Below are 20,740 nucleotides of genomic sequence, written 5' to 3'. Positions count from 1 at the left end.
ATCTTGACTCCAGGCAAGTCTAATAGATAGTCTAAATAAAAGTCCATGACAGTAAATGTATTGTTTGTTACATTATACACCATAAAGTCAGGAGAGCCAGAAATCCTGAAATCCTTGTTCAACAAGGAGTCTCGCAAGACAAAAAGGTTTTTATCTTGTGCCAATCCGATCTGATTGCTATAGGTGGAACAGGCGTCTCGCCTGTCCTTCTTAGGTTCATCAAAAAAAGCCCCTTGACCAAACATCAAAACTTGCATAAATACCCGATCGAACTACAAGAAAACCTGCTCTATGTTGAGGTTTCGGTTCTGCATAGCTCCTTCAAACAGCTCAGTAGAAAGAGCCTGTTCTACCGACCAAACCCCCGGTTTTGTCAGTTTGCCCTCTAACATCAATTGAGCAATGCTGCCAGTACCGATGCCCGTTGCTGTGGCAGCATTCGGGTGTACCGCTGTCGATCGCACTTTTGCGGGTTGACCGTTTTTGATGCCGCTCACTTGCGATCGCACAGCCACGCCCACACCGCTAAAATTATTGGTAACAGCAGTCATCCCGTAGCTGACATAAGACAAAAACTCAATGACTGAATTATTTTTCAGCCAGCTATCCGGCCAGTATTTAGCAACAAACCAGGTAAGGTGATTGTAAAGGTCGGGAGAAGTGCCAAATTTAGTAATAACTGTTTTGACTGGGAAAGTTTCGGGCAAAGTAATTGCTTCCGGCATATCGAACCAGTAAACGCCTGTTTTGCCGTAGGGTGCTGGAAATTCTATCGTTTCGCGATCGGTGTAGGGTTTGATTTGCTGTAGTTTGCCATCAACCAAAACATCAAAAGGAGTTTGCAAACCCAAAAAAGTAGTACGCATGACGGTAACGCCAGCACCCCCAGAACCGCCGACAACATAACTCAAATGAATGTGTTCTGCGGTATCTAACTGCTCCACATCTCGGCGCACCATGCTGTTAGAAACCCCCGGAAAAATGCCCGTATTGATAATCGCTGTCACCCCGGCATTTTTAGCAAGTTCCCGGCAGTCTAAAGCTCTCCGAGTAAAACTGCGACTGTCGCTGACATCGGTATAATTAACACCTGCTTCGATGCAAGTTTTCAGCACGCCCGCATCTCGGTAGTGAAAAGGCCCGGCACAGTGCACGACGAGGTTAGAGGATGAAACCGCTTGGCGCAGAGCAGCACTGTCTGCTAAATCTAAAGCTAAATAGCGCGATCGATCCGACGGCAACTCTGCTGGAAGAGAGCCATTGGGATCGCGTCCGGTAACAGTAACTTCTGCGTCGGTGTGGGTAACAAGGTCTTGAGCAACGCTGTTGCCAATTCGTCCCCGACCGCCGACAATCAAAACTCGGTTTGTCATCGCTCAAAAAAGGGTAACGCTAATATAAGCTTCTCATTATTTGAGGCAGAATTTCCATCTACAAAAAGGAGGATTTATCTATTTTAGTTTTTCTGACTCATCAAAATTATTAGCTTTTTGTCAATTTCCTAATTTGAGAGTTCAGCTCTCGCAGTAATTCCAATTTCCTAAACTCATTCTCAATTGTTGAGACAATCTGAATAGCCTGAGAAAGCAGTTCCGCAGCTTGTGAGACTTGTCCGGTGCGAGACAAATTAGTAGCAATCACTTCTAAACTCGTAATTTTTAGATAAACATTCTCTAGAGAATGAGCTACTTCAACAGCTTCGGCAAACACTTCAGATGCTTTTTCCTGTTGTGCAGATTCCGCATAACTCAAGGCAACGTTTGCCAACGCCTGAGCTTTTTCATGCTTATCGTTAATTGTTCGGGCAATTGTGAATGCTTGGTCAAGCTGCCCCGCTTCAGCTACAGCGATGACATTCCTACCCAACCTGATTGATTGTAGATAATTCATATCATGTATTGTTTGAGCAAGCTGAACGGCTCGATCGTACTGCTTGGATGCAATCGCGCTTTCAACTTGCCAGCTCAACGCATAGGATGAAAGAGAGTCATCTGTTACCATTTCAGCAATTCTTATAGCTTGCTCGAATTTTCCGGCATCAGCATAATCGCAAGCACTCCAACCTAACATACAATTTCTGTAAGATTCATTTTCTATTGTTTGAATAATCTTTAACACCCGCTCTCGTTCTTCCGCCTTAGCAACAAAGTCAAAAATACATTCTAAAAAAATATCACATACTGAACTATCATTAATTTCATATATAGTCTGAATAACTTGAAAAGCTCGATCAAATTGTCCGATCTCAGCGCAACGATATGCAATTACTGATAATGCCTCGGTTTTGTTGAAATTATCATCTAGGCTGCCAGCAAATTGTATAGCTTGCTCAAATTTTTCTGCTTTAATGTAGCCGTCGGTGATGGCATTGAATGCTTCATATCGATCGTCATTATCTTCCGAGTATTCGATAGTTTCTGTAAGTTGCGTGGCCAGGTCAAATTCCCCAGATTCAGCATAATTTTTTATGATTTTAATCAGAGGAAAGGTTTTCCAATTATCGATTGTTGCCACAATTTTCAGCGCTTCATCAGATTGTCCTGCTTCGGCATATGCACTAGCTATCCCAGCCAGAGCTAATTCTTTCTGTTCGTTATCTATTATTATTTCAGCAATCTGGATTGCTTGCTTAAATTTCCCCGATCGAGCATATTTTTGGGCAAGCCGATTTAACACCAAGGCTTTGTCACAGTCATTTTCTACCAGTTGGGCAATCTCAAAAGCTGTATCTAGCTGTCCTAAATTTTCCTGGACATAGTAGGAAAGATGAGTTAACATCCAAGCTGGCTCTCGATCGTTTTTTATGACCCCAGCAATTCGGACAATCTGAGTCAATATTTCAGCAGCTTTGCTTGCTTGTTTGGCCTGACTGTAGCTGCAAGAAATATCGATCGAAGCCAGAGCTTTATAATAGTTAATTTCTATTGTTTGGGCAATACTGAGAGCTAAGTCAGCTTGTCCCGATGCTGCAACTTGAGACGCGATCGCACTTAACGCACAAGCTTGAAAATCCTCATCTTCTATGCCTCGTGCCACCCGAACAGCAGAACCGTAGTTTTCTACTTGAGCATAGCTGCGGATGAACGCATTTAACACTTGCTGTCTTACAGAAACTGAGCATTGAGGCAAAGCTTTAGGACTGTTATTCGGGAATGTTTGGGCTATCTGAAAAGCTCTCGCAAAATTTTCTTCGGCTTGCTCGATTTGTTCCAATTTGAGATGACTGTCGCCGATTTCAACCAACTCCAGAGCCTGAGAACGATCTTTTAAAAGTTGGGATGACATTACCTGCACTTCCTCTAGATTTGCTAACTACACAAAGTCATAAACTGGGACTTCCAGCGTGCGACTTGGCTGTTTTCCTTTCCAGATGATTTGCTGTAGTCGCTCTACAGTTTCTGGTGAGAAAAAACGCTCTCCTGTTTCTACACACAATCGGGCTGGCACATTTTCAATAATGATAAAATTTCCATCCATTTCAAGAGTATAGTTAACTCTTTGTTCAAGCTCGGGCGACATAACAGCTTACTGATTTTATTTTGATCTAAATTTTATCTAAAACTTAGTATTTAATTATACATAAAATTACCCTATTTTTCAACTAAGCTTACCAAAAGCAGTAAATCAATAAGGGCGGGGAATGCCCGCCCTCTTAGCTTCTAATTATTAATCCGAAACACCGACTTAGCCGTCGATTTCAGAGAATTAGCCGCATCGCTCAAGGTTTGCGCGATCGGCTGCTGCGAGTGCATGAACACGCGAGCAGTATTGCGTCCCGGCATCCCCGAAATCGAGCCGCCGGGGTGCGTGCCGGCACCGGTGAGGAACAAACCGTCGATCGGCGTTTTGTAATTCGCCAACTCGGGTAACGGACGGAAAAATATCATCTGATCCAGCGTCATGTCAACGTGGTAATAATTCCCCTTCAGCGCCCCCAAACGCTCTCCCAATTCCGCCGGACTTTCCACGCGGCGGCCGATAATTGAGTTCTTGATATTGGGTGCGTATTCTGCTAATTTGTCAATGCAGCGATCGGCAACTTTGTTTTTCAGCTCGTCCGTCCAACCCGTACCGTGCTGGCCGGTTCCTTCAGCATTTTCGATTTGGTAAGGAGCAAAAAATTCAATCCAAGCCGTATGGTGTCCGGGGGGAGCCATTGACGGGTCTCGTACCGTCGGAAACACGACATACATCGACGGATCGGAATCGGGGATTTTGCCGATCGCAGGCTGAGTATGAGCAATTTCCACGTGTTTCACCGAATCAGCAATCAAAACAGAACCCATTAAATATTCGTCTTTATGGTTCCAGCGATCGAACTTCGGTACTTCATTGAGAGCTAAATCTATTTTCAGAATTGTCTCATTGTTATTGACAATTTTGCGCTCCAATCTTTCCCGCAAATTCGGATCGGCACTGTCAACATCGCTATCATCCATCAAGTGCAGAAACAAACGCTTCGCATCAATATTAGAAATGACGCCTTTAGTAGCTCGATATTCTGTGCCGCCTGCAACTCTAACACCGACAGCGCGGCCATTATCAACTAATATTTTCTCGACGTGCTGGTCAGTAAGTATAACACCCGCATAGCTTTTCACTAAATTGACCAGCGCTTGCACCAATGCACCCGTTCCTCCGCGCGGCCTCGCCATCCCAGGATTGTGGCGCATTGCCATCATAATTGCGCCTACAGCAATGGTTTTTTGTGAAGGAGGCGCGCCCAACTCTGCGGCCAGTCTTGCCAAAGGTGCTTTCAAAAATTCCTCATCAAACCACTCGTTGAGAATGTCCTCAGCGCTGGTAATCATCGTGCGAATAAAGTCCAGCGTTTTGTCTGGAGAACCAATGACTGAAAATAAGTCTTTGAGTTTAGCAATATCGTAGTTGCCGGCAATATCTATTATAGACTTTGGCGGCGCGTTAAACATCGGAATCATCGCGCTTAAAGCGCGCTGCCAAAAATCTGTATATTCGGCATATTTTTTCGCATCGCGTTCGTTGTAGCGGGCAATTTCTGCACAAGTTTTTTCTACGGAACCGTGCGCCAAGAAATATTTGCCGTCTGGATGCGGACAAAACGCCACTGGATCGCAGTAAAGATATTCTAATCCGTATTTTTCCAGTTCTAACTCTTCTACAACTGGCCCTAAATGGATAAATTCGTGGTCGATCGCGCACAAGTTGAATTTAAAATCTGGTAATTCGGGAATCGCAGCTTCGGTAGTCGCGGCGCCACCGGGAACGGAACGTTTTTCTAACAAAAGAACGGTATATCCGGCTTTGAGGAGATAAGACGCACAGACAAGCCCGTTGTGACCTGCTCCTATGATAATCACGTCATACGTTTGCATAGATGAAGCTTTGGGATAGGATGTTTTTCTCATTTTACAAATGTTAACAACTTTGCGGGCTCTATCAATAGAAATAGATTCATCTTAAGAGATTAGTTTGAGCATCTTACAAAAGATGGAGTTCTTACCTAGTGCTGCTGTGCGATCGCCTTTATTTCTTCTTGAATTTACCAGAAAGAATTGGTTTAAAGCCGCAACCCCGATCGGGATAAATTAAAATCAGACTATTCATTACTCCAATCCTCTTCCTTCCAGGTAGAGGTAGCTGTCAACTGTCAACTGTCAACTGTCAACTGAACGAGCGATCGCCACGCCAATTTGCCCAGCATCATATCACAGAAATTTTCATTTATCGGTATTATATAAAAAATTAACAATCCGTAGGATTTCCCAGATAAACTATTGTTTTGTAAACCAATGAAACAAAGCCACGATCGCCACAGTAAGCTTGATAAAGTTCGGTTAAATCCGAGATAAGTTTCTGCAATGGAGGCCCGGAGTTCGGCATATAAGATGAGCTTTGTGCCCGCCCGATTAACCCTGCTAAATCTAAATCTTGTCTGTTAGCAAATTCGATCGATCGCACATCAGTAAAATCTGCACTCGCAAGCAAAGGTTCGATCGAGCGATCGTGCTTTTGGGCAGGATAGCTCTGGGAAGCGCTCTTAACAATTTGAGTGTAGCCCTCTGTCAGCGCATCCGTGCGATCGCGCAAATTCCAAACTACAGTCAACCTTCCCGATGGCTTGAGAATTCGCCGAAATTCTGGTAAAGTTAAAACAGGATTGAACCAATGGAAAGACTGGAAACACGCGACTAAATCGAGCGATCGGTCAGGCAAATTAGTGGCTTCGGAAGTTCCGTCTCTAAACTCTACCAAAGTATGAGGTGCGGCCGCTTGTCTCATCTCGGCATTGGGTTCGATCGCTAATACTCGAACCTCTCTTTCTGCTAGCAAACGGGAAGAAATTCCTGTACCTGCACCGATATCGGCTGCGGTTAACCGTGAAGGTTCCCCAAGTCCTGCTAAAATCGCATCGATCGCAGCGGCTGGATAACTCGGGCGGTATTTGACATAATCCGTAGCGCGATCGGAAAATCGACCTAGCGGATTCATCTCGTATAACGGCGGTTTGGAGTTATCAGTCATTAGTTATTAGTTATGTATGAGTTATGAGTTATCAGTCATTAGTTATTAGCCATCAGTAATCATACCAAATCCGGGTTTAGAGCGCCGTTTATTTTCTTAGTCCGCGAAGGCGGACTTCGTTTTTGTAGAAGCGATTTTAATCGCCGAATCATAGTTCGATCGTAGCGCGGAACGGGCGATCGGCGAACAATATTAATACTCACCTACAAACTGCTCGTGAACCCACAGGAATTCGCGCCGTCTGTTCTGCACCCGAACTAAGCCACCAAAGCCAGGATCTTTGGCTTTTAGCAGCGCGTGTAATTCTCGCAAAATCGAGCCTTTCGCCATGATTGCTGAGTCGCCCTGTTGCCAATCTGGGATGTCATTTTCGTCAGACAAATTAGTAGCTAAATCGCTACCTTTCAAGGTAGATTCGATGCTTTTTTGTCCTAAATCGAGTTCTTCTTCAATGCCTTTGTAGGTAGCTTCGTCTAGCATGAACTTGGTGGCAGAGGCTGCGACAGGTAAGACTAGACTCAGGGTTCCGGTCAAAATTTTGAGATAGGGGGCTGCTTTGGTAAACCATTGGCGCGATACTTCCAATTCATAAACTCCTTTCTGCTTATCGTGAGGATTTAAGGCGGGAAGCGGTTGACGAGAGTGTTCGCACCAGAGGGTTATTTGCAATTTTGTACTAATCCATTTTGGGCGATTGAAAAACTTGGGATCGACGGGCTTGAAACTAAACAGGCGCGGGCCATCTTTCGCTTCATCGGTGAGCATTTGCATCAGTGACGCAAATTCTTCATCGACTTTACTGAGAATGATTCGCTGATCCTGAGACAATGACTGATATCGTTCTTGATTTCGACTATCGAAAATCACTAAATCTTCGCGGATGATTTTTAGCTCGTCTTTGAACATATTTCGGAACTGCTGAATGCCGATTTCTTGAGATGGGGGTTGAGCAATCGGTGCGTTATTCAGCAAAGAATCGATGTTTTGCCATTTATTACAGAGTGAACATGGATAATCATGACGATTATCTTTTTTGCTTTCAATTAGTTTCTCTACTTCAAATAGCGCGTTTCCAGGCAGATTTTTACCACAAGGCGCAATACAAGGAACCATCACATTACATCGCAATCCTTCCCAGAAATTCTCGACTAGCCATTTAATCTCTGCCGTGAGATAAGACAAGAACCGTTCTGGATAAGCCGCCCGCACGGTGATTTTGACATCCGTATTAATATATTCCAGCAATGCCCGACCGTTGTAGTCGTCGTCAAGCATCAAACCGCGTTGCCAATGGATACTTTGTTCGTAATTGCATCGCCCCAGTGAGTATTTGTGCAAGCGCACAATTAACTGGTAAAACAATCCTTCTGCGACTGCAAGTTGTCCTCGATCGTCCACAATGCGGCAGATTTGCACTTGTTGTCTGTCTCCGGCTTCCGGTTGCTGTCCCCAATTGGGCAATTCCGGGCGTGTATCGGGTACGAGTTGAGCAATCAAACTGGTATTACTGGGTTTAGTTGGATCGAGTACCACGCGGTAGGACAAATCGAAGCGTTCCATCAGCTTGAGAAAGATGGGATGTAGTTCTTTCGGGTAGCCGTTTTCGCCTGGAAACGGGGGATTCCTCCATAATTCACCCAGATGCTCAAAGTCTACTAAACCGTTGCGGCGGCGGGTCGTTTCATCATCAAGTACGAAGCTAATTGCCTTGGCCAACCAGTCGGGTTTGAGGATGACAATATCTCGCAGTATTGGATCGTAATGGTAATGGATGATATGCCCCAAGGTATGGGAAATGCGAAGAAAAAGTTCTGCTTGTTCTTTATCGATTCCGTGTTTAGCGCAGATGGCAATAACTTCATCGTAGGGCAGATAGGCTTTGTCGTTTGTCTGCAAGATTTCCCGCACTCGCTGCCATTTGGCGGGAATCGAACGTCCCATTTCGGGAAGAGAGGCGGCGACATTAGCGATCGCACTTTTTAATTCTGCCACGCCGTTGCAGGAGTTCTGAGTGTCAGGTTTGCTGTCGATATGAAAGAAGCCAAGCACCGTATCGCAGCCGAATCGATCGCAAATTTCCTGTCTGTCAATGTCGGGTTGTCGCTGTCCGGGGCCGCCGTGGGTGGCGACTACTAGCACTTTGGCATCTGGTTCCCGATGCTTGATTAGGGTAATCCACTCTTTGACAAAGCCTTGCTGGGGGCCTTCCCGTGGCTTCCACACCACTAGATACACGGCTGGTGCACTGAAAAACAACTGGTGTGTGGGTCGATAAACCGGTTGACCGCCAAAATCCCAACCATTGAGGGATATTTCTGTGTCGGTTTCAGGATGGGTGACAATGACTGGCTTAATTTCAATGCCGTGAGTGGTGGGACGACTTTCTAGCCATTCGTCTTCTCGTAATGCTCCGAGGAGGCAACTTTTGCCTACCTCGCCTTCGCCGATTAAAATCAGCTTGGCTTCGTTCAGGGTGATTTGTGCTTCTGCCTTTGCTCGTAGGTATTGCAAAAGGGCTTTAGTGCCTTGTTCATAGGCGGCGGCGAGGTCAGAATTGAGAGGGTTGTTGTGGAGGTAGAGCAGTCGCAACTCGGTGAGGAAGACCATCGCTTCTGGTAGTTCCCTCAGTTGGTTACTGGAAAGGTAAAGCCCACGCAACTGGGTGAGGGAGGCGATCGCCTCTGGCAGTTTCGTCAGTTGGTTGTTGTGGAGGTAAAGCTGTTGTAATTCGGTGAGGGAGGCGATTGCCTCTGGCAGTTTTGTCAGTTGGTTGTTGTGAAGGTAAAGCTTTTCCAACTGAGTGAGGGAGGCGATCGCCTCTGGCAGTTTCGTCAGTTCCAGATCGCTAAGATTGAGTGTTTTTGCTCCCTCTCGCCGCGCTTTTCCAATGCGCTGATATGCTTTCCGATCGCCCTCAGTTCCTGACATTGCCAATTCCTTATTTTGATTTTTGTATATAAGTTCGATCATCGCCTTTTGAGATGAAAGGGCGATCTTGAGACATGATTTGATTTTGAATATTCCTTAATCTCACTACAAAATAACACGAATATTTTGGCGATTCGTGAGGTTTGAGTAAGGTTTTTGAATCTCGACGCGCCTAGTCCAAGAAACCGGGTTTCTACGGTAATTTACGCCTCCTCATGAGATTTTACGCAGAAACCCGGTTTCTGAGTCCCACGCGCTGAGTCCGAGAAACCGGGTTTCTACGAGAATTTACGCCTCCTCATGAGATGATCTGAAGAAACCCGGTTTCTGAATCTCGACGCGCCTAGTCCAAGAAACCGGGTTTCTACGACAATTTACGCCTCTTCACGAGATTTTCGCGAGAAACCCGGTTTCTGAGTCCCACGCGCTGAGTCCGAGAAACCGGGTTTCTACGAGAATTTTCGTATCTTCACGAGATTTTTCATAGAAACCCGGTTTCTGAGTTCCCGCGCTGAGCCCAAGAAACCGGGTTTCTGTGAGAATTTACGCCTCTTCACCAGATTTTTCGTAGAAACCCGGTTTCTGAGTTCCACGCGCTTAGTCCAAGAAACCGGGTTTCTGCGATAATTTAAACAACCTCACCAGATTTTTCGTAGAAACCCGGTTTCTGAGCCTCCCAGTTTCTGACTCCGGCTAGCCACTCACCTACCTTCTGATATGCCACGTCGCCAAGTTATCTTGCAAGCGGGTAATTACTACCATGTTTATAACCGAGGTAATAACCGTCAGTTGATATTTTTTGAACGAGAAAACTATATTTATTTTTTACGCCAATTAAGAAACCATCTGATTACTCATGGTGTCGATATTCTTGCTTATTGTTTGATACCGAACCACTATCATTTATTAGTTCACCTGAACACCAATCGTTTTTCCAACCTGATGCAGGCATTTACTCTGTCTTATACTAAGGCTATTAATAAACGCTATCAAAGAGTTGGTTCACTTTTTCAGGGACGGTTTGAGGCGATTCATGTGGGAGCATCTCAATTTTGTAAAAAGCATTTTTTTTATTATAGTGCTGTCCCCGCTCGCGTATTGTACAACTCGCGAGCGGGGACAGCACTATCTATATATAGCCTTTCTCAAAAAGATGAGGTATAACTGACAGCCCACACAACCCTTAAACCAAGAGGGCCCAAGCCCAACAACATCCGCGAATCTTTCTGAGAACCGCTATAAATGAAAAACTGAGATGCTCCCAGTTTCGATGGATCTGTTTGGGTTGCCCCTTTTGCTGCTGTTTTTCACGATTAATTGACCCGCCCAAAAACGGAAGTCCCCGCAGGGCTGTCGTGGGTATCCCAAGATTTTAGACCTTAGTTAGACCTCGCAGATTTATCTGTGGAGTAAATCTAAAATCTAAAACTGGTTCGATCGCGAAGTCGAAGAATCTAAAATCTAAAATCTAAAATCGACTGACGAGGTTTAAAGCAATCGAATCTACTTCGATCGCAAATTCTGACAAACAAAACCAAGCTAACACCAGCGATACCGAACGCTGGGCTTCGTTAATTGGTGGGCGAGCGCTGGTGCTGTTTGGTTTGTCGCAGCGTTCACTCAGAGGTGCTTTGCTGGCGGTTGCGGGCGGCAGTTTGGCGGCGCGCGGACTCGGGGTTGTGGAGGGTTTGCAGTCGGCTGCGGATGCGAATCAAAGGTAAAAGTGGCGATCGAATACAACCCTCCGGGCGGTGCGATCGGTGCGGGCGCTGCTAAACTATTTGGGGAAGATCCAGAACAGCAAATTGCTGACGATTTGCGCCACTTTAAGCAGTTTATGGAAGCTGGGGAAATAGCTACGACGGAAGGTCAATCTTCGGGCCGCAAGTTATAATTGCGATCGTGACATAAAGGTACGTTGTTGCGCTTGGGCGCTATGCTAGATCTATGAAAGAGCGCTGAAGCGCAACAACGTACCTAAAGATCGATTCCCAGAAGAGTGCCTGTTGTGTTTATGACTAAAGTTCTTACTACGAACCTTTGAGTTTGTGTTACTTAAAATATTTGTTTGTTAGATTATTAACTGATGCCACCTGAAGTGATTTTTGGAAATGCGGGTGCTGAAGGTGCAAGTCGCGGCGGTTGGTTTGCGGGTCACTTTATAATGCCCGAAGATGACGCGCGATCGACTTCTGCGTTAGAGGTAAAATGGGGCGTTCACTCGGCCGGAGATTGCAGGACTCAGTGGGCGGTAAATGCGGCAGCAACTACGCTTTCTATTCTGGTAAAAGGGCGGTTTCGCTTGCAATTTCCTTCGCAAGAAATCTTGCTGTGTTGTGAAGGAGATTATGCTCTCTGGCTGCCGGGAGTGCCTCATTATTGGTCGGCCGAGGAGGATTCGGTTATCGTGACTGTGCGGTGGCCTTCGGTGTCGGGAGATAGTTCTGCGATTAAGAATTAACTTGAACTTCGGGAACTAAAACGCGACCATTATAACCCGCGCGGTGGTAACGATCGATCGCCTCTGATGCAATAACATCGGCTTTCCCACTCTTAACCAGTGCAACACAAGCACCGCCAAAACCTCCGCCCGTCAGCCTCGCGCCGAAGACTCCGGGGATTGACTGCAAGATTGCCGCCAAGGCATCTACTGCAACCACCGAAACTTCGTAGTCGTCGCGCAAACTCGCATGGGAAGCATTCATTAAATCGCCGAAACGTTCGGCTGGCAAAGATTTTACAGCTTGCAGCACGCGGTTGTTTTCGGTGACTACGTGGCGCGATCGCCTTTTTAGGGGTTCTGGCAATACTTCCACTGCTTTGGGATCGCTGATATCCCTAAGGGCTTTAACTCCCAATATCCGGGCGGATTCTTCGCACTCAGCACGCCGCTGGTTGTAGCCACTTCCGGCTGCTAGGTTGTGGCTTTCACCGCTGTCAATGACTAAAATTTCTGTGCCTGTGGGAAAAGGTAGCGCGCGGTATTCGAGGCTGCGGGTGTCGATAAATAGCATCGTGTTGGTGTCTGCTAAACTCGACGCCATTTGATCCATGATGCCACAGTTCACCCCGGCATACCGGATTTCGGTTAGCTGTCCGATTTGAGCCAGCCGCACGTCGTCTAGGGGGAGGTTCAGCAGCGCGCGGATTGCTCTGAGGGTGGCTATTTCTAAAGCCGCGCTGCTGGACAAACCGGCGCCGATCGGCACATCGGAGGTAATGTAGAGATTTATTGGTGGTATTTTGTACCCTTCTTTTTCTAAAAGTCTGATGCAGCCACAGATATAACTGACGAATTTTTGCGGTATGGTATCGTCGTCTGAAAAATTTATGAGTTCGTCATATTCGGCTGAATAAAAATGGTGTCGGGTATCGCTGCTGAAGCCAATTTGTACTGTTGTGCGCTGCCCAATCGCAGTCGGAAGTACAAATCCATCGTTGTAGTCTGTGTGTTCGCCCAGCATATTTACTCTTCCGGGCGCGCTGGCTTGGGTTTGGGGTAATGTACCAAATACTCGTTGGAATTTCATTTTTGGGGAATTGGTAATTGGTAATTGGTAATTGGTAATTGGTAATTGGTAATTGGTAATTGGTAATTGGTAATTGGTAATTGGGAAGAAATAAACTTATTTTTTATCGTTAATTATTTTATGATGCCCAAGTTTTTTGCTGAATTCAACCCCTGTTTACAAAAATAAACATAACTTTAGCTTGGGAAAAAATATGGGGTTGTGATAGAATGGCAGGCTAAGATTTCTCGAAGAATTCAAAAAATGCGATCGACCAGACCCCGGAAACAGTTTGCTCAACATTGGCTCAAAAGCGAGAAAGCCTTAGATAAGATTGTCAAAGCGGCGAGTTTGTCGGGCGATCGCGTCCTGGAAATCGGGCCGGGCACTGGGATTCTGACTCGACCCTTGCTTGCTGCGGCTGAGTCTGTTGTTGCGGTGGAGATCGATCGAGATTTGTGCCTAAAACTCGCCAAGCAACTAGGCAAAAACGACAACTTTTTACTGCTACAAGGCGATTTTCTGGAAATGGATTTAGAGGCTGAACTAATCGCCTTTCCCAAATTCCAAGATCCCAATAAAGTTGTTGCCAACATTCCCTACAATATCACCGGCCCCATCCTGCAAAAACTGCTGGGAACGATATCTGTGCCGGTTGCGAAACCCTTCGATGCGATCGTCCTGTTGGTGCAGAAAGAAGTAGCCCAAAGGCTTTACGCTAAACCTGGTTCGACAGCTTTTGGCGCTTTGTCGGTGCGGGTGCAGTATTTAGCAGAATGCGAGTTAATTTGCGATGTGCCGTCTAGAGACTTTTATCCGCCGCCAAAAGTCGATTCCGCCGTGGTGCGGCTGCTGCCCCGAGTGATAGAAACGCCAGCAGTTAATCCGCGTTATTTAGAGACTTTAGTCAAGTTAGGATTTGGCAGCAAGCGCAAGATGCTGCGTAATAATTTAAAAGGATCTGTGGATTTAGATAAACTCGTTCAATTGTTAGAAAAGTTACAGATCAATCCTCAATCTCGCGCTGAAGATTTAAGCGTGGCGCAATGGGTAAATTTGAGCAATAATTTGTTTTCCGATGACTAGAATCCTTGCACTCCCAAGCTTTCTTATCTGGAAATAATCTGCGTTGCATCGTCGGTTGCATCTGTGGTTCGCCTATCAATCAAAGATTTATGCAATAAGTTTACTGATAACTGATGATTAATAACGTTCGCGAACTCTTGTTTACTCGCAAAACATGACTGATGAATAATGACTAATGACTTTCGCGTTTGGAAATAAAGTAAAGCAGTGTAATCGGGAGCGAGAAATAGGCGATCGCAATTATTGAATCTGAGGCTACGTGCAGCCAGACTAACTTGGTCTGCCATCGATAACAGCGCCCGTGGGGAATAAATGACCCCGAACTAAAAAAAGTTTTCCACATTTCCTGCATAATATTTCCTTTGAGTTGTGAGAAAATGTAGTCTGACTGGTGTCAATTAATTTCTTCAACCAGGGGTTTCTTTCACCCGCGGCTTAATCACCTATGCGTTCATATTCTCTGCTAGCTTCAGCAAAAATCAATCTGTATTTGGAGATAATAGGCGATCGCCCCGACGGATATCACGAACTGGCGATGGTGCTTCAAAGCATAGATTTGGCCGATCGAATTGACTTGCGCGCGATCGGAACGGACACGATCCGCGTGCGCTGCGATCACCCCCAAGTCCCGCCGGACAAGAATAATCTGGCTTATCGCGCGGCGGATTTGTTGGCGCAGCAATTTCCAGATGCTTTGGCGAAATACGGCGGAGTCGAGATTGCCATTCACAAGCAGATTCCGGTGGCCGCGGGGCTCGCCGGCGGTTCTGCAAATGCTGCCGCAGTTTTAGTCGGGATGGACTTGCTGTGGCAATTGGGACTCACTCAATCGGAGTTGCAAGAGTTGGGGGGAACTCTGGGTTCTGATGTGCCTTTTTGCATTGGAGGAGGTACGGCTCTGGCAACAGGTCGTGGGGATAAACTCTCTCCCCTGCCTGATTTGGGAGGTTTTTGTGTGGTGCTGGCGAAGTTTCGCAATCTCAGTATTTCTACTGCATGGTCGTATCAAACTTATCGCAAACAGTTCAGTAGTTCCTATTGTGCACCAGAAGATTTGGAATGTCGCCGCCAAAGGCTACATTCAGGGCCGATGGTGGGGGCGATCGCCCAAAAAGATCGATCGAAAATTGGTCAATTGCTGCACAACGATTTAGAAAAAGTTGCTTTACCCGTGTACCCGCAGGTGTTGCAATTGCGGGAGGCTTTTGAGTCGGCGGGGGTTTTGGGCGCGATGATGTCCGGTTCCGGGCCGACGGTGTTTGCGCTGTGTGAGTCTCCAGAGCAGGCTCAGCAGGTTCTGGAACGGGTGAAAAGTGCGATCGCTTCTCCCGATTTGGATTTTTGGGTAGCAAAGTTTAGCAATACTGGGATTCGGATTTTTTCGGAAGGAAATGATACGAAACCGCCGATTGTGAGGGTGTAACTCGCTGTCGGGTGCGATCGCGATCGTCGGTTAAATGTCAGTGGGGGCGATCCTCTCCGAGGGCTGCGCTAACGGCAAAAATGAATCTAACTTTGCGCGGAGTCTATTAAGATCGCAGAACTGATAAAATGACATGAAACACCGATTTTAGTTTTGGTAAATTAACCAGAAATCTAAAATCTAAAATCTAAAATCTAAAATCGCCATGGCTGATTTAACTAATCCAAATTCCACTTCTGAACCTCTAAGTTCGGCGCGGGATGCAACGCCTGCATCTCCCAAGCAGCCGACTGTTTTGCGGTGCGTGATTGGTTCGCTGATCGCGAGTGTGTTCGCTTTTGGTTTGTATTCGCTAACTATGTCGATCGCTCTAAATTTTGCTAGCAAGCCGCTGCATTCCACCAATATTACTGTGCTTAAAATTAGTGTCGCCGTGCGAACTTTAGTCGTGGGGATGGTGGCTTTAGGTACGGGCGTTTTTGGGCTGGCGGCAGTCGGCTTAATGCTGCTGGGTTTGCAAATTGGGATTCAAAAGTTGGTGAAGAAACCTGCTGGTTGAAACTATCAGACTACAGAAAATCTAGCCTGCAAGCTGAATACTTAATAGTAAGATCGAAGCAATGGAAGTATTTACGATCGGACACTCCAATCACAGTATTGAAGCGTTTATTTTGTTATTGGAACAACACGGAATTACAGCGGTTGCGGACGTGCGATCGCATCCTTTCAGCCGCTATTTACCTCATTTTAATAAATCAGAAATTACAGCTTCTCTGTCTGCTGCGGGCATTCAATATGTTTTTTTGGGGCAAGAATTGGGTGCGAGGCCGGAAGACTTAAGCTGTTACGATACTAGCGGTAAAGCTTTGTACGATCGCATAGCAGCGACTCCTCTATTTGCCTCAGGAATTCAACGCTTGCTCAAAGGCGCCACCAATTATAAAATCAGTTTAATGTGTGCGGAAAAAGACCCGATTACTTGTCACCGCACTATTTTAGTTTGCCACAAACTCAAAGAATTTAATTTGCAAATAAATCATATTCTGTCCGATGGCAGTTTAGAATCGCATCAGGATGTAGAAGCAAGACTTTTGAGCAAGTTTAACAAAGGTAAAAAAAATAATCAGCCAATTCAGTTAAGCTTGTTTGAATTAGAACCTCAAGTTAAAGATGAAATAGTTGATTTAGAAACAGCTTATTATCGTTATGGATTGGAAATCGCTTATGTCACCAAAGAAAGCAATTAATTTATTTACAATTGGTTTTACTCAAAAAAGCGCCGAGCAATTTTTTGATACTTTGATAAAAGCCGGAGTCCGCAGGGTGATAGATACGCGGCTGAATAATGTGTCCCAGTTAGCTGGTTTTGCTAAGCGGAAAGATTTAGAGTATTTTTTGCGGACAATTGGTAATATTAAGTATGTGCATATTCTGGATTTAGCGCCGACTCAAGATATTCTGGATGATTATAAAAAGAAAAAGGGAGATTGGGATGTTTATGAACAGCAGTTTTTGCAGTTGATTCGCGATCGACAAATTGAGCAAAAAATTTCGCCGGATATTCTAGACTGCGGGTGTCTGCTTTGTAGCGAACCACAGCCTCACAACTGTCACCGCCGTTTAGTTGCTGAATATCTCAACGATAAGTGGCAAAATGTCAAAATTAGTCATCTTTGAATTGCATAGCTGGCGGGGAGTGTACGCCATAAATACAGGAATCAATCTAAAATCTAACATCTAAAATCGAATGACTCGGATAATTTGCCTTGCTAATTCCTGGAAACGAGGTGACAGGTGCATCGCTGGAATTAATGAAATTAATGGTAACTGGGTACGTCCAATTTCCGACTTACCAGACGGCCAGATTCCTAAAGAAATACGGCAGATAAATAGACTGGAACCGGCATTATTAGATGTTATAGACATTCCTTTGGCAAATACGGGGCCGGATTTTGGTTTTGAGTGTGAAAATCTGTCTATTATTCCGGGAAAATGGCAGCACGTCGGGAAGGTTTCTTCTGCATATTTACTGAAATATTTCCGCGATCGGGCATATATTTTGCATAATGATTTGCGATTTGTGACAGTAGATTATATGCAGTCTTTGCCAAGGGAAGAGCGCATTACTTTACAATTAATAAAAGCAGTAAAATTTACCGTAAGAATGGTCGGCAAAAGATTTGAAAGTGGGAATAAATGGGAAGGATCTATTGTAACTGCATACAATCAAAAATTGACGGCAACAATTACCGATCCGGTGTTTACTAGAAGGTTGGATTTGGGTTATCGCCCGGAAAAAGCTTGTTTGCTAACCATCAGTTTAAGTATGCCTTGGCGGCCTGATGATTGGGAAGGAGACGATCCTTGTTGGAAGTTGATTGCGGGTGTGATTGAGTTGGAGGAAGATATTATTTATTATTGATTAGCAATACGAAGGACAGTTTTAGATCTAATCTAGTATCTCAAACCTCTTTAAGTCTCGCCCGCTCGTTTCAAAAAATCATTAAAAATGCCAGGGCTTACTCGCGATACGCTTACAGAGTCGTTAAAAAACTGTCCGAAGTATTGGATTAGCTGGTGTTTTGATTGAAATGGCGATCGATTATTGATTTTTGATTAATTTTAGCAACAACTCTTGACATCGCATACATTTGAAATTATGGTAGGGCGATCGGCGCGCACCATAGGTTTAGAGATTTTGTTCGAGATTTAACATTCTTCGTGCTATAATTCTGCGGGACTGTAGCAGAAAGGGGTGCTTTTTCATGAAAGCAGAATTTTATTATGACTGTCACAGATATATTTGCAGCTTAGTTCAAGTTGATTTTGTCAAAGAATTAAAAATTAAAAATCATCAAGGTTTTGTGTTGGCTGTTAAGCAAGGAGAAAAGATTGGACTTTTGGGGAAAAGTCGCCATAATGCTAAACAAGTTGATGTGTCTAAGCCGCATTTTTATAATGTAATTAAAGCAGCAATGAGCGCTTTGGAATTAGAAACTAGAAATGAAGTCATATTAGAGAGAAATCGAACTATTGCTGATGGGGAAGAAATGATTCAGCAGCAAAACCGAGAAATTCGCGTTTTGAATGAACAGCTTAGAATTCAATCGACTCAGATTGAGCATTTGTCAAGGGAAAACCAGCAGTTATCGGTGCAGCTAGTAGAGAAGGAAATTAGAGAAACTCAAATTAGTCAAGAAATTGAGGAAGATTTAGCGGCGGAAATTGACGATTGGGTTGGAGAATCTGAAATTAGTGAAGAAATCGATGAATTGCCGATTTTAGATTCTGGATTTGGATTGGAGTTAATCGAACATCAGCAGGATTTGCAGGATGTTGAGAAAGCTGAAGAAATCAGCGGAGGCGAGGTTGAAGTTTTGGATTTAGAAATTGTAGAACAAGTGGATGTTCCAGCCGACAATGAAATTAAGCACCTGGCTAAAAGAGGTTCACAGAGAAAGATGCGAAAGAAATAATCAAAAAATTTAATATTTTTTAAGACTCACAGGTTTGTAGTGAGGACTTCAGTCCTTCTTAAAGGTTCGTAGTGAGGACTTCAGTCCTTGGATTGGATGCGGACTGAAGTCCTGGCTACGAACCAATTATAGGGTGCATCGGGTTTTTCAAGAGGGCGAAGCATGACCGTATATGAGTTATTAGTTATAATCTCATATTGACTGCGGTCATGCTTCGCCCCTACAATCATATTTACCAAACTCAGATCCACCCCAATTATATTTTATTATGGGTTGGAATTTTACATTTATTATAGGTTGGAATTTTGCAAAATTTCTCTAATTCTTGTCCGAAATAGACGCACGGCCGATCTTTGTCCGATCGCCCTGCTTTGTTCGATAAATCCTGGTATTTCTGCGATCGGCAAAAATGGAAAAGCTACACTTTGACCAACACTCTCGTATTTGTCATCGACAAGTTGATAAACTTCTAGAGTTTGGCGGCGGTATCTCCAAATTTCTGGAACGCCCAAAGCTGCATAAATTGCGAATTTGTTTAGAGAAGAATTGGTGTAATCCGACTCGACAGCCAAATCCGGCGGCGGATCGGTTTCCAAGTCAATATCTCTGCTTCTTACTAAAGCTTCATTCTGGATGTAGAAACAGGTATCTGGTTCGATCGCGCGACTTAAATCTTCTCGTTTAAGCAGCAGAGATCGGAGTTTCATTACCTCAATTTCTAGCTCATCTGCTAGGGCTTCAATAAAACTTTCTAACATCCCTGTAGGCATTTCATGTTCTTGGTAGGGCATTCTGATTTCTAATACTCCATTGTCATAGGCAATTCTCCACGCACGATCGTCTCCAACATCAGCAAGCAACGCTTGAAAAGTTTGCCAGCTAACGCCTTTCAAAACAACTTTTGACTCTCGGATAATTTGCTCTTGTACGGGAGGAGACGGGGTTATTGTTTGCGGATTCATATTGCGAGTCCTCTGTATTGGTTTTGCGATCGAAGGTGAACAAACTTATAGCAGTTATAAACAGCCGTGTTAGGAAAGAAGTGTTGTTTAGTATTTTGTCCGGTGCGTCGCTATGAGATTGTCGATCTGATGCGAGGTATTTCAATGGCGACACACCCTACTAATAGTCAGGTGCGTCGCTATGAGATTGTCGATCTGATGCGAGGTATTTCAATGGCGACACACCCTACTAATAGTATTATGATAGCATTTTTAGTCGGGATTTCTCGGCGATTAGGTACTCCGGTACCCAAAAACGATCGATCGACATGAGAATAGCTACAGACATGAAAATATCAATATTTTCTCCCATTTCCTCAGTGGGCAATAAGCCAAATAATTCGTCGAATTCCTTGACATCTGCTAAAATATTATCAAAGTCTTCTACAAGTTCGTCCGGGTAAATGCAGTGGATTCCTCTCTCATCTTCATAATATGCTTCTTCGTCAGGAAAGAATTGTGAGGGTTTGAGTTCTTCCATGAGATAATCTATCTTGTGAAACTCTGCTTCGGGAACGATCGCAGCTAGATCCTTCCCTGCTTGCTGTAAAATAAAACGATCGCCCTTTTGCATCACTCGTTTCACGATCGCGATCGCATTTTCGCAAAATTCCTCAACAGTTAAGCGAAAAAACCCCTCAGAGTCGATCGCCAGTTTAGCCCCCACAGCCGCGCCCACAGCAGAATTTTGACAATTATCCAGGGCGATCGGTAAGATCGTAGGTGCGATCGAACTACCGTCAGCAGCATTAAATCCTTCAGTCATCAGTCGTTCCCCAACATACGCATAATTGTTGACAATATTGCACAATA

At 44.7% G+C, this 20,740-nt stretch carries 21 protein-coding genes; 10 read left to right on the top strand and 11 right to left on the bottom strand.

Annotated features, from left to right (window positions below; translation table 11 throughout):
* The 7 genes from JGK07_RS22165 to JGK07_RS22135 form a co-directional block, all read right to left on the bottom strand.
* Positions 1–257 (bottom strand): hypothetical protein (locus tag JGK07_RS22165; protein WP_293225518.1); only part of this gene is annotated, 257 nt, incomplete at its 3' end.
* 15 nt (positions 258–272) lie between these two features.
* Positions 273–1,373: a saccharopine dehydrogenase NADP-binding domain-containing protein gene (locus JGK07_RS22160; RefSeq protein ID WP_293225520.1), complete on the bottom strand. Its 1,101-nt coding sequence runs from the start codon at positions 1,371–1,373 to the stop codon at positions 273–275.
* Positions 1,374–1,482: 109 nt separating this feature from the next.
* Positions 1,483–3,285 (bottom strand): hypothetical protein, encoded by a 1,803-nt coding sequence (locus tag JGK07_RS22155; RefSeq protein ID WP_293186004.1) that lies wholly within the window; start codon positions 3,283–3,285, stop codon positions 1,483–1,485.
* 27 nt (positions 3,286–3,312) lie between these two features.
* Positions 3,313–3,519 (bottom strand): YgiT-type zinc finger protein, encoded by a 207-nt coding sequence (locus JGK07_RS22150; RefSeq protein ID WP_293186002.1) that lies wholly within the window; start codon positions 3,517–3,519, stop codon positions 3,313–3,315.
* A 140-nt stretch (positions 3,520–3,659) separates the two neighbouring features.
* Positions 3,660–5,354 (bottom strand): beta-carotene ketolase CrtO, encoded by a 1,695-nt coding sequence (crtO, locus tag JGK07_RS22145; RefSeq protein WP_293186000.1) that lies wholly within the window; start codon positions 5,352–5,354, stop codon positions 3,660–3,662.
* 370 nt (positions 5,355–5,724) lie between these two features.
* Positions 5,725–6,504: a class I SAM-dependent methyltransferase gene (locus JGK07_RS22140; protein ID WP_293185998.1), complete on the bottom strand. Its 780-nt coding sequence runs from the start codon at positions 6,502–6,504 to the stop codon at positions 5,725–5,727.
* A gap of 192 nt (positions 6,505–6,696) precedes the next feature.
* A complete protein-coding gene (locus JGK07_RS22135) occupies positions 6,697–9,474 on the bottom strand; it encodes a COR domain-containing protein (RefSeq protein WP_293291047.1) in 2,778 nt (925 codons plus the stop codon).
* A 675-nt stretch (positions 9,475–10,149) separates the two neighbouring features.
* Between JGK07_RS22135 and JGK07_RS22130 the strand changes: the two genes are divergently transcribed.
* The 3 genes from JGK07_RS22130 (at position 10,150) to JGK07_RS22120 (ending at position 11,893) form a co-directional block, all read left to right on the top strand.
* Positions 10,150–10,596, top strand: coding sequence for a transposase (locus tag JGK07_RS22130; RefSeq protein WP_293193289.1), 447 nt, complete (start codon positions 10,150–10,152; stop codon positions 10,594–10,596).
* 559 nt (positions 10,597–11,155) lie between these two features.
* Positions 11,156–11,326: a hypothetical protein gene (locus tag JGK07_RS33265; protein ID WP_325315344.1), complete on the top strand. Its 171-nt coding sequence runs from the start codon at positions 11,156–11,158 to the stop codon at positions 11,324–11,326.
* 192 nt (positions 11,327–11,518) lie between these two features.
* Positions 11,519–11,893, top strand: a complete 375-nt coding sequence (locus JGK07_RS22120) for a signal peptidase I (protein ID WP_293185993.1) — start codon at positions 11,519–11,521, stop codon at positions 11,891–11,893.
* On the opposite strand, the gene galK is transcribed toward JGK07_RS22120, so the two are convergent.
* A complete protein-coding gene (gene galK, locus JGK07_RS22115) occupies positions 11,883–12,962 on the bottom strand; it encodes a galactokinase (protein ID WP_293185992.1) in 1,080 nt (359 codons plus the stop codon). The two genes, JGK07_RS22120 and galK, sit on opposite strands and share 11 nt — an antisense overlap.
* A 243-nt stretch (positions 12,963–13,205) precedes the next feature.
* Here galK and rsmA point away from each other — a divergent pair, with 243 nt between their 5' ends.
* Positions 13,206–14,027, top strand: a complete 822-nt coding sequence (gene rsmA / locus JGK07_RS22110; protein ID WP_293185990.1) for a 16S rRNA (adenine(1518)-N(6)/adenine(1519)-N(6))-dimethyltransferase RsmA — start codon at positions 13,206–13,208, stop codon at positions 14,025–14,027.
* Positions 14,028–14,199: 172 nt separating this feature from the next.
* Here rsmA and JGK07_RS22105 read toward each other — a convergent pair whose 3' ends face one another.
* Positions 14,200–14,379, bottom strand: a complete 180-nt coding sequence (locus JGK07_RS22105) for a hypothetical protein (protein WP_293185988.1) — start codon at positions 14,377–14,379, stop codon at positions 14,200–14,202.
* Between the two features lie 93 nt (positions 14,380–14,472).
* Between JGK07_RS22105 and ispE the strand changes: the two genes are divergently transcribed.
* The 6 genes from ispE (at position 14,473) to JGK07_RS22075 (ending at position 18,926) form a co-directional block, all read left to right on the top strand.
* Positions 14,473–15,450: a 4-(cytidine 5'-diphospho)-2-C-methyl-D-erythritol kinase gene (ispE, locus tag JGK07_RS22100; protein ID WP_293147908.1), complete on the top strand. Its 978-nt coding sequence runs from the start codon at positions 14,473–14,475 to the stop codon at positions 15,448–15,450.
* Between the two features lie 205 nt (positions 15,451–15,655).
* Positions 15,656–16,009 (top strand): DUF3082 domain-containing protein, encoded by a 354-nt coding sequence (locus tag JGK07_RS22095; protein WP_293185987.1) that lies wholly within the window; start codon positions 15,656–15,658, stop codon positions 16,007–16,009.
* Between the two features lie 61 nt (positions 16,010–16,070).
* The gene (locus JGK07_RS22090; RefSeq protein WP_293185985.1) at positions 16,071–16,697 is read left to right on the top strand and encodes a DUF488 family protein; all 627 of its coding nucleotides are present in this window, start codon (positions 16,071–16,073) and stop codon (positions 16,695–16,697) included.
* Positions 16,675–17,127 carry a DUF488 family protein gene (locus JGK07_RS22085; protein ID WP_293185983.1) on the top strand — a complete coding sequence of 151 codons (453 nt, stop codon included), beginning with the start codon at positions 16,675–16,677 and terminating at the stop codon, positions 17,125–17,127. The genes JGK07_RS22090 and JGK07_RS22085 overlap by 23 nt, the downstream gene beginning before the upstream one ends.
* 70 nt (positions 17,128–17,197) lie before the next feature.
* Positions 17,198–17,872 (top strand): hypothetical protein, encoded by a 675-nt coding sequence (locus JGK07_RS22080; RefSeq protein ID WP_293185982.1) that lies wholly within the window; start codon positions 17,198–17,200, stop codon positions 17,870–17,872.
* A gap of 343 nt (positions 17,873–18,215) precedes the next feature.
* Positions 18,216–18,926 (top strand): hypothetical protein, encoded by a 711-nt coding sequence (locus JGK07_RS22075; RefSeq protein WP_293185981.1) that lies wholly within the window; start codon positions 18,216–18,218, stop codon positions 18,924–18,926.
* 290 nt (positions 18,927–19,216) lie between these two features.
* Here JGK07_RS22075 and JGK07_RS22070 read toward each other — a convergent pair whose 3' ends face one another.
* Positions 19,217–19,888, bottom strand: coding sequence for a Uma2 family endonuclease (locus JGK07_RS22070; RefSeq protein ID WP_293185980.1), 672 nt, complete (start codon positions 19,886–19,888; stop codon positions 19,217–19,219).
* Positions 19,889–20,126: 238 nt separating this feature from the next.
* Positions 20,127–20,693, bottom strand: coding sequence for a type II toxin-antitoxin system Phd/YefM family antitoxin (locus JGK07_RS22065; RefSeq protein WP_293185979.1), 567 nt, complete (start codon positions 20,691–20,693; stop codon positions 20,127–20,129).
* Between the last annotated feature and the right edge of the window lie 47 nt (positions 20,694–20,740).

This window comes from Microcoleus sp. PH2017_24_DOB_U_A, from assembly GCF_020738205.1.
GTDB lineage: Bacteria > Cyanobacteriota > Cyanobacteriia > Cyanobacteriales > Microcoleaceae > Microcoleus.
This window is presented reverse-complemented; position numbering and strand designations above follow the sequence as displayed.

What these genes read in the sequence shown, in the direction of transcription:
- JGK07_RS22160 (WP_293225520.1), bottom strand. Translation starts at nt 1,373, where the DNA reads ATGACAAACCGAGTTTTGATTGTCGGCGGTCGGGGACGAATTGGCAAC.
- JGK07_RS22155 (WP_293186004.1), bottom strand. Translation starts at nt 3,285, where the DNA reads ATGTCATCCCAACTTTTAAAAGATCGTTCTCAGGCTCTGGAGTTGGTT.
- JGK07_RS22150 (WP_293186002.1), bottom strand. Translation starts at nt 3,519, where the DNA reads ATGTCGCCCGAGCTTGAACAAAGAGTTAACTATACTCTTGAAATGGAT.
- crtO (WP_293186000.1), bottom strand. Translation starts at nt 5,354, where the DNA reads ATGCAAACGTATGACGTGATTATCATAGGAGCAGGTCACAACGGGCTT.
- JGK07_RS22140 (WP_293185998.1), bottom strand. Translation starts at nt 6,504, where the DNA reads ATGACTGATAACTCCAAACCGCCGTTATACGAGATGAATCCGCTAGGT.
- JGK07_RS22135 (WP_293291047.1), bottom strand. Translation starts at nt 9,474, where the DNA reads ATGATCGAACTTATATACAAAAATCAAAATAAGGAATTGGCAATGTCA.
- JGK07_RS22130 (WP_293193289.1), top strand. Translation starts at nt 10,150, where the DNA reads ATGCCACGTCGCCAAGTTATCTTGCAAGCGGGTAATTACTACCATGTT.
- JGK07_RS22120 (WP_293185993.1), top strand. Translation starts at nt 11,519, where the DNA reads ATGCCACCTGAAGTGATTTTTGGAAATGCGGGTGCTGAAGGTGCAAGT.
- galK (WP_293185992.1), bottom strand. Translation starts at nt 12,962, where the DNA reads ATGAAATTCCAACGAGTATTTGGTACATTACCCCAAACCCAAGCCAGC.
- rsmA (WP_293185990.1), top strand. Translation starts at nt 13,206, where the DNA reads ATGCGATCGACCAGACCCCGGAAACAGTTTGCTCAACATTGGCTCAAA.
- JGK07_RS22105 (WP_293185988.1), bottom strand. Translation starts at nt 14,379, where the DNA reads ATGCAGGAAATGTGGAAAACTTTTTTTAGTTCGGGGTCATTTATTCCC.
- ispE (WP_293147908.1), top strand. Translation starts at nt 14,473, where the DNA reads ATGCGTTCATATTCTCTGCTAGCTTCAGCAAAAATCAATCTGTATTTG.
- JGK07_RS22095 (WP_293185987.1), top strand. Translation starts at nt 15,656, where the DNA reads ATGGCTGATTTAACTAATCCAAATTCCACTTCTGAACCTCTAAGTTCG.
- JGK07_RS22090 (WP_293185985.1), top strand. Translation starts at nt 16,071, where the DNA reads ATGGAAGTATTTACGATCGGACACTCCAATCACAGTATTGAAGCGTTT.
- JGK07_RS22085 (WP_293185983.1), top strand. Translation starts at nt 16,675, where the DNA reads ATGTCACCAAAGAAAGCAATTAATTTATTTACAATTGGTTTTACTCAA.
- JGK07_RS22080 (WP_293185982.1), top strand. Translation starts at nt 17,198, where the DNA reads ATGACTCGGATAATTTGCCTTGCTAATTCCTGGAAACGAGGTGACAGG.
- JGK07_RS22075 (WP_293185981.1), top strand. Translation starts at nt 18,216, where the DNA reads ATGAAAGCAGAATTTTATTATGACTGTCACAGATATATTTGCAGCTTA.
- JGK07_RS22070 (WP_293185980.1), bottom strand. Translation starts at nt 19,888, where the DNA reads ATGAATCCGCAAACAATAACCCCGTCTCCTCCCGTACAAGAGCAAATT.
- JGK07_RS22065 (WP_293185979.1), bottom strand. Translation starts at nt 20,693, where the DNA reads ATGACTGAAGGATTTAATGCTGCTGACGGTAGTTCGATCGCACCTACG.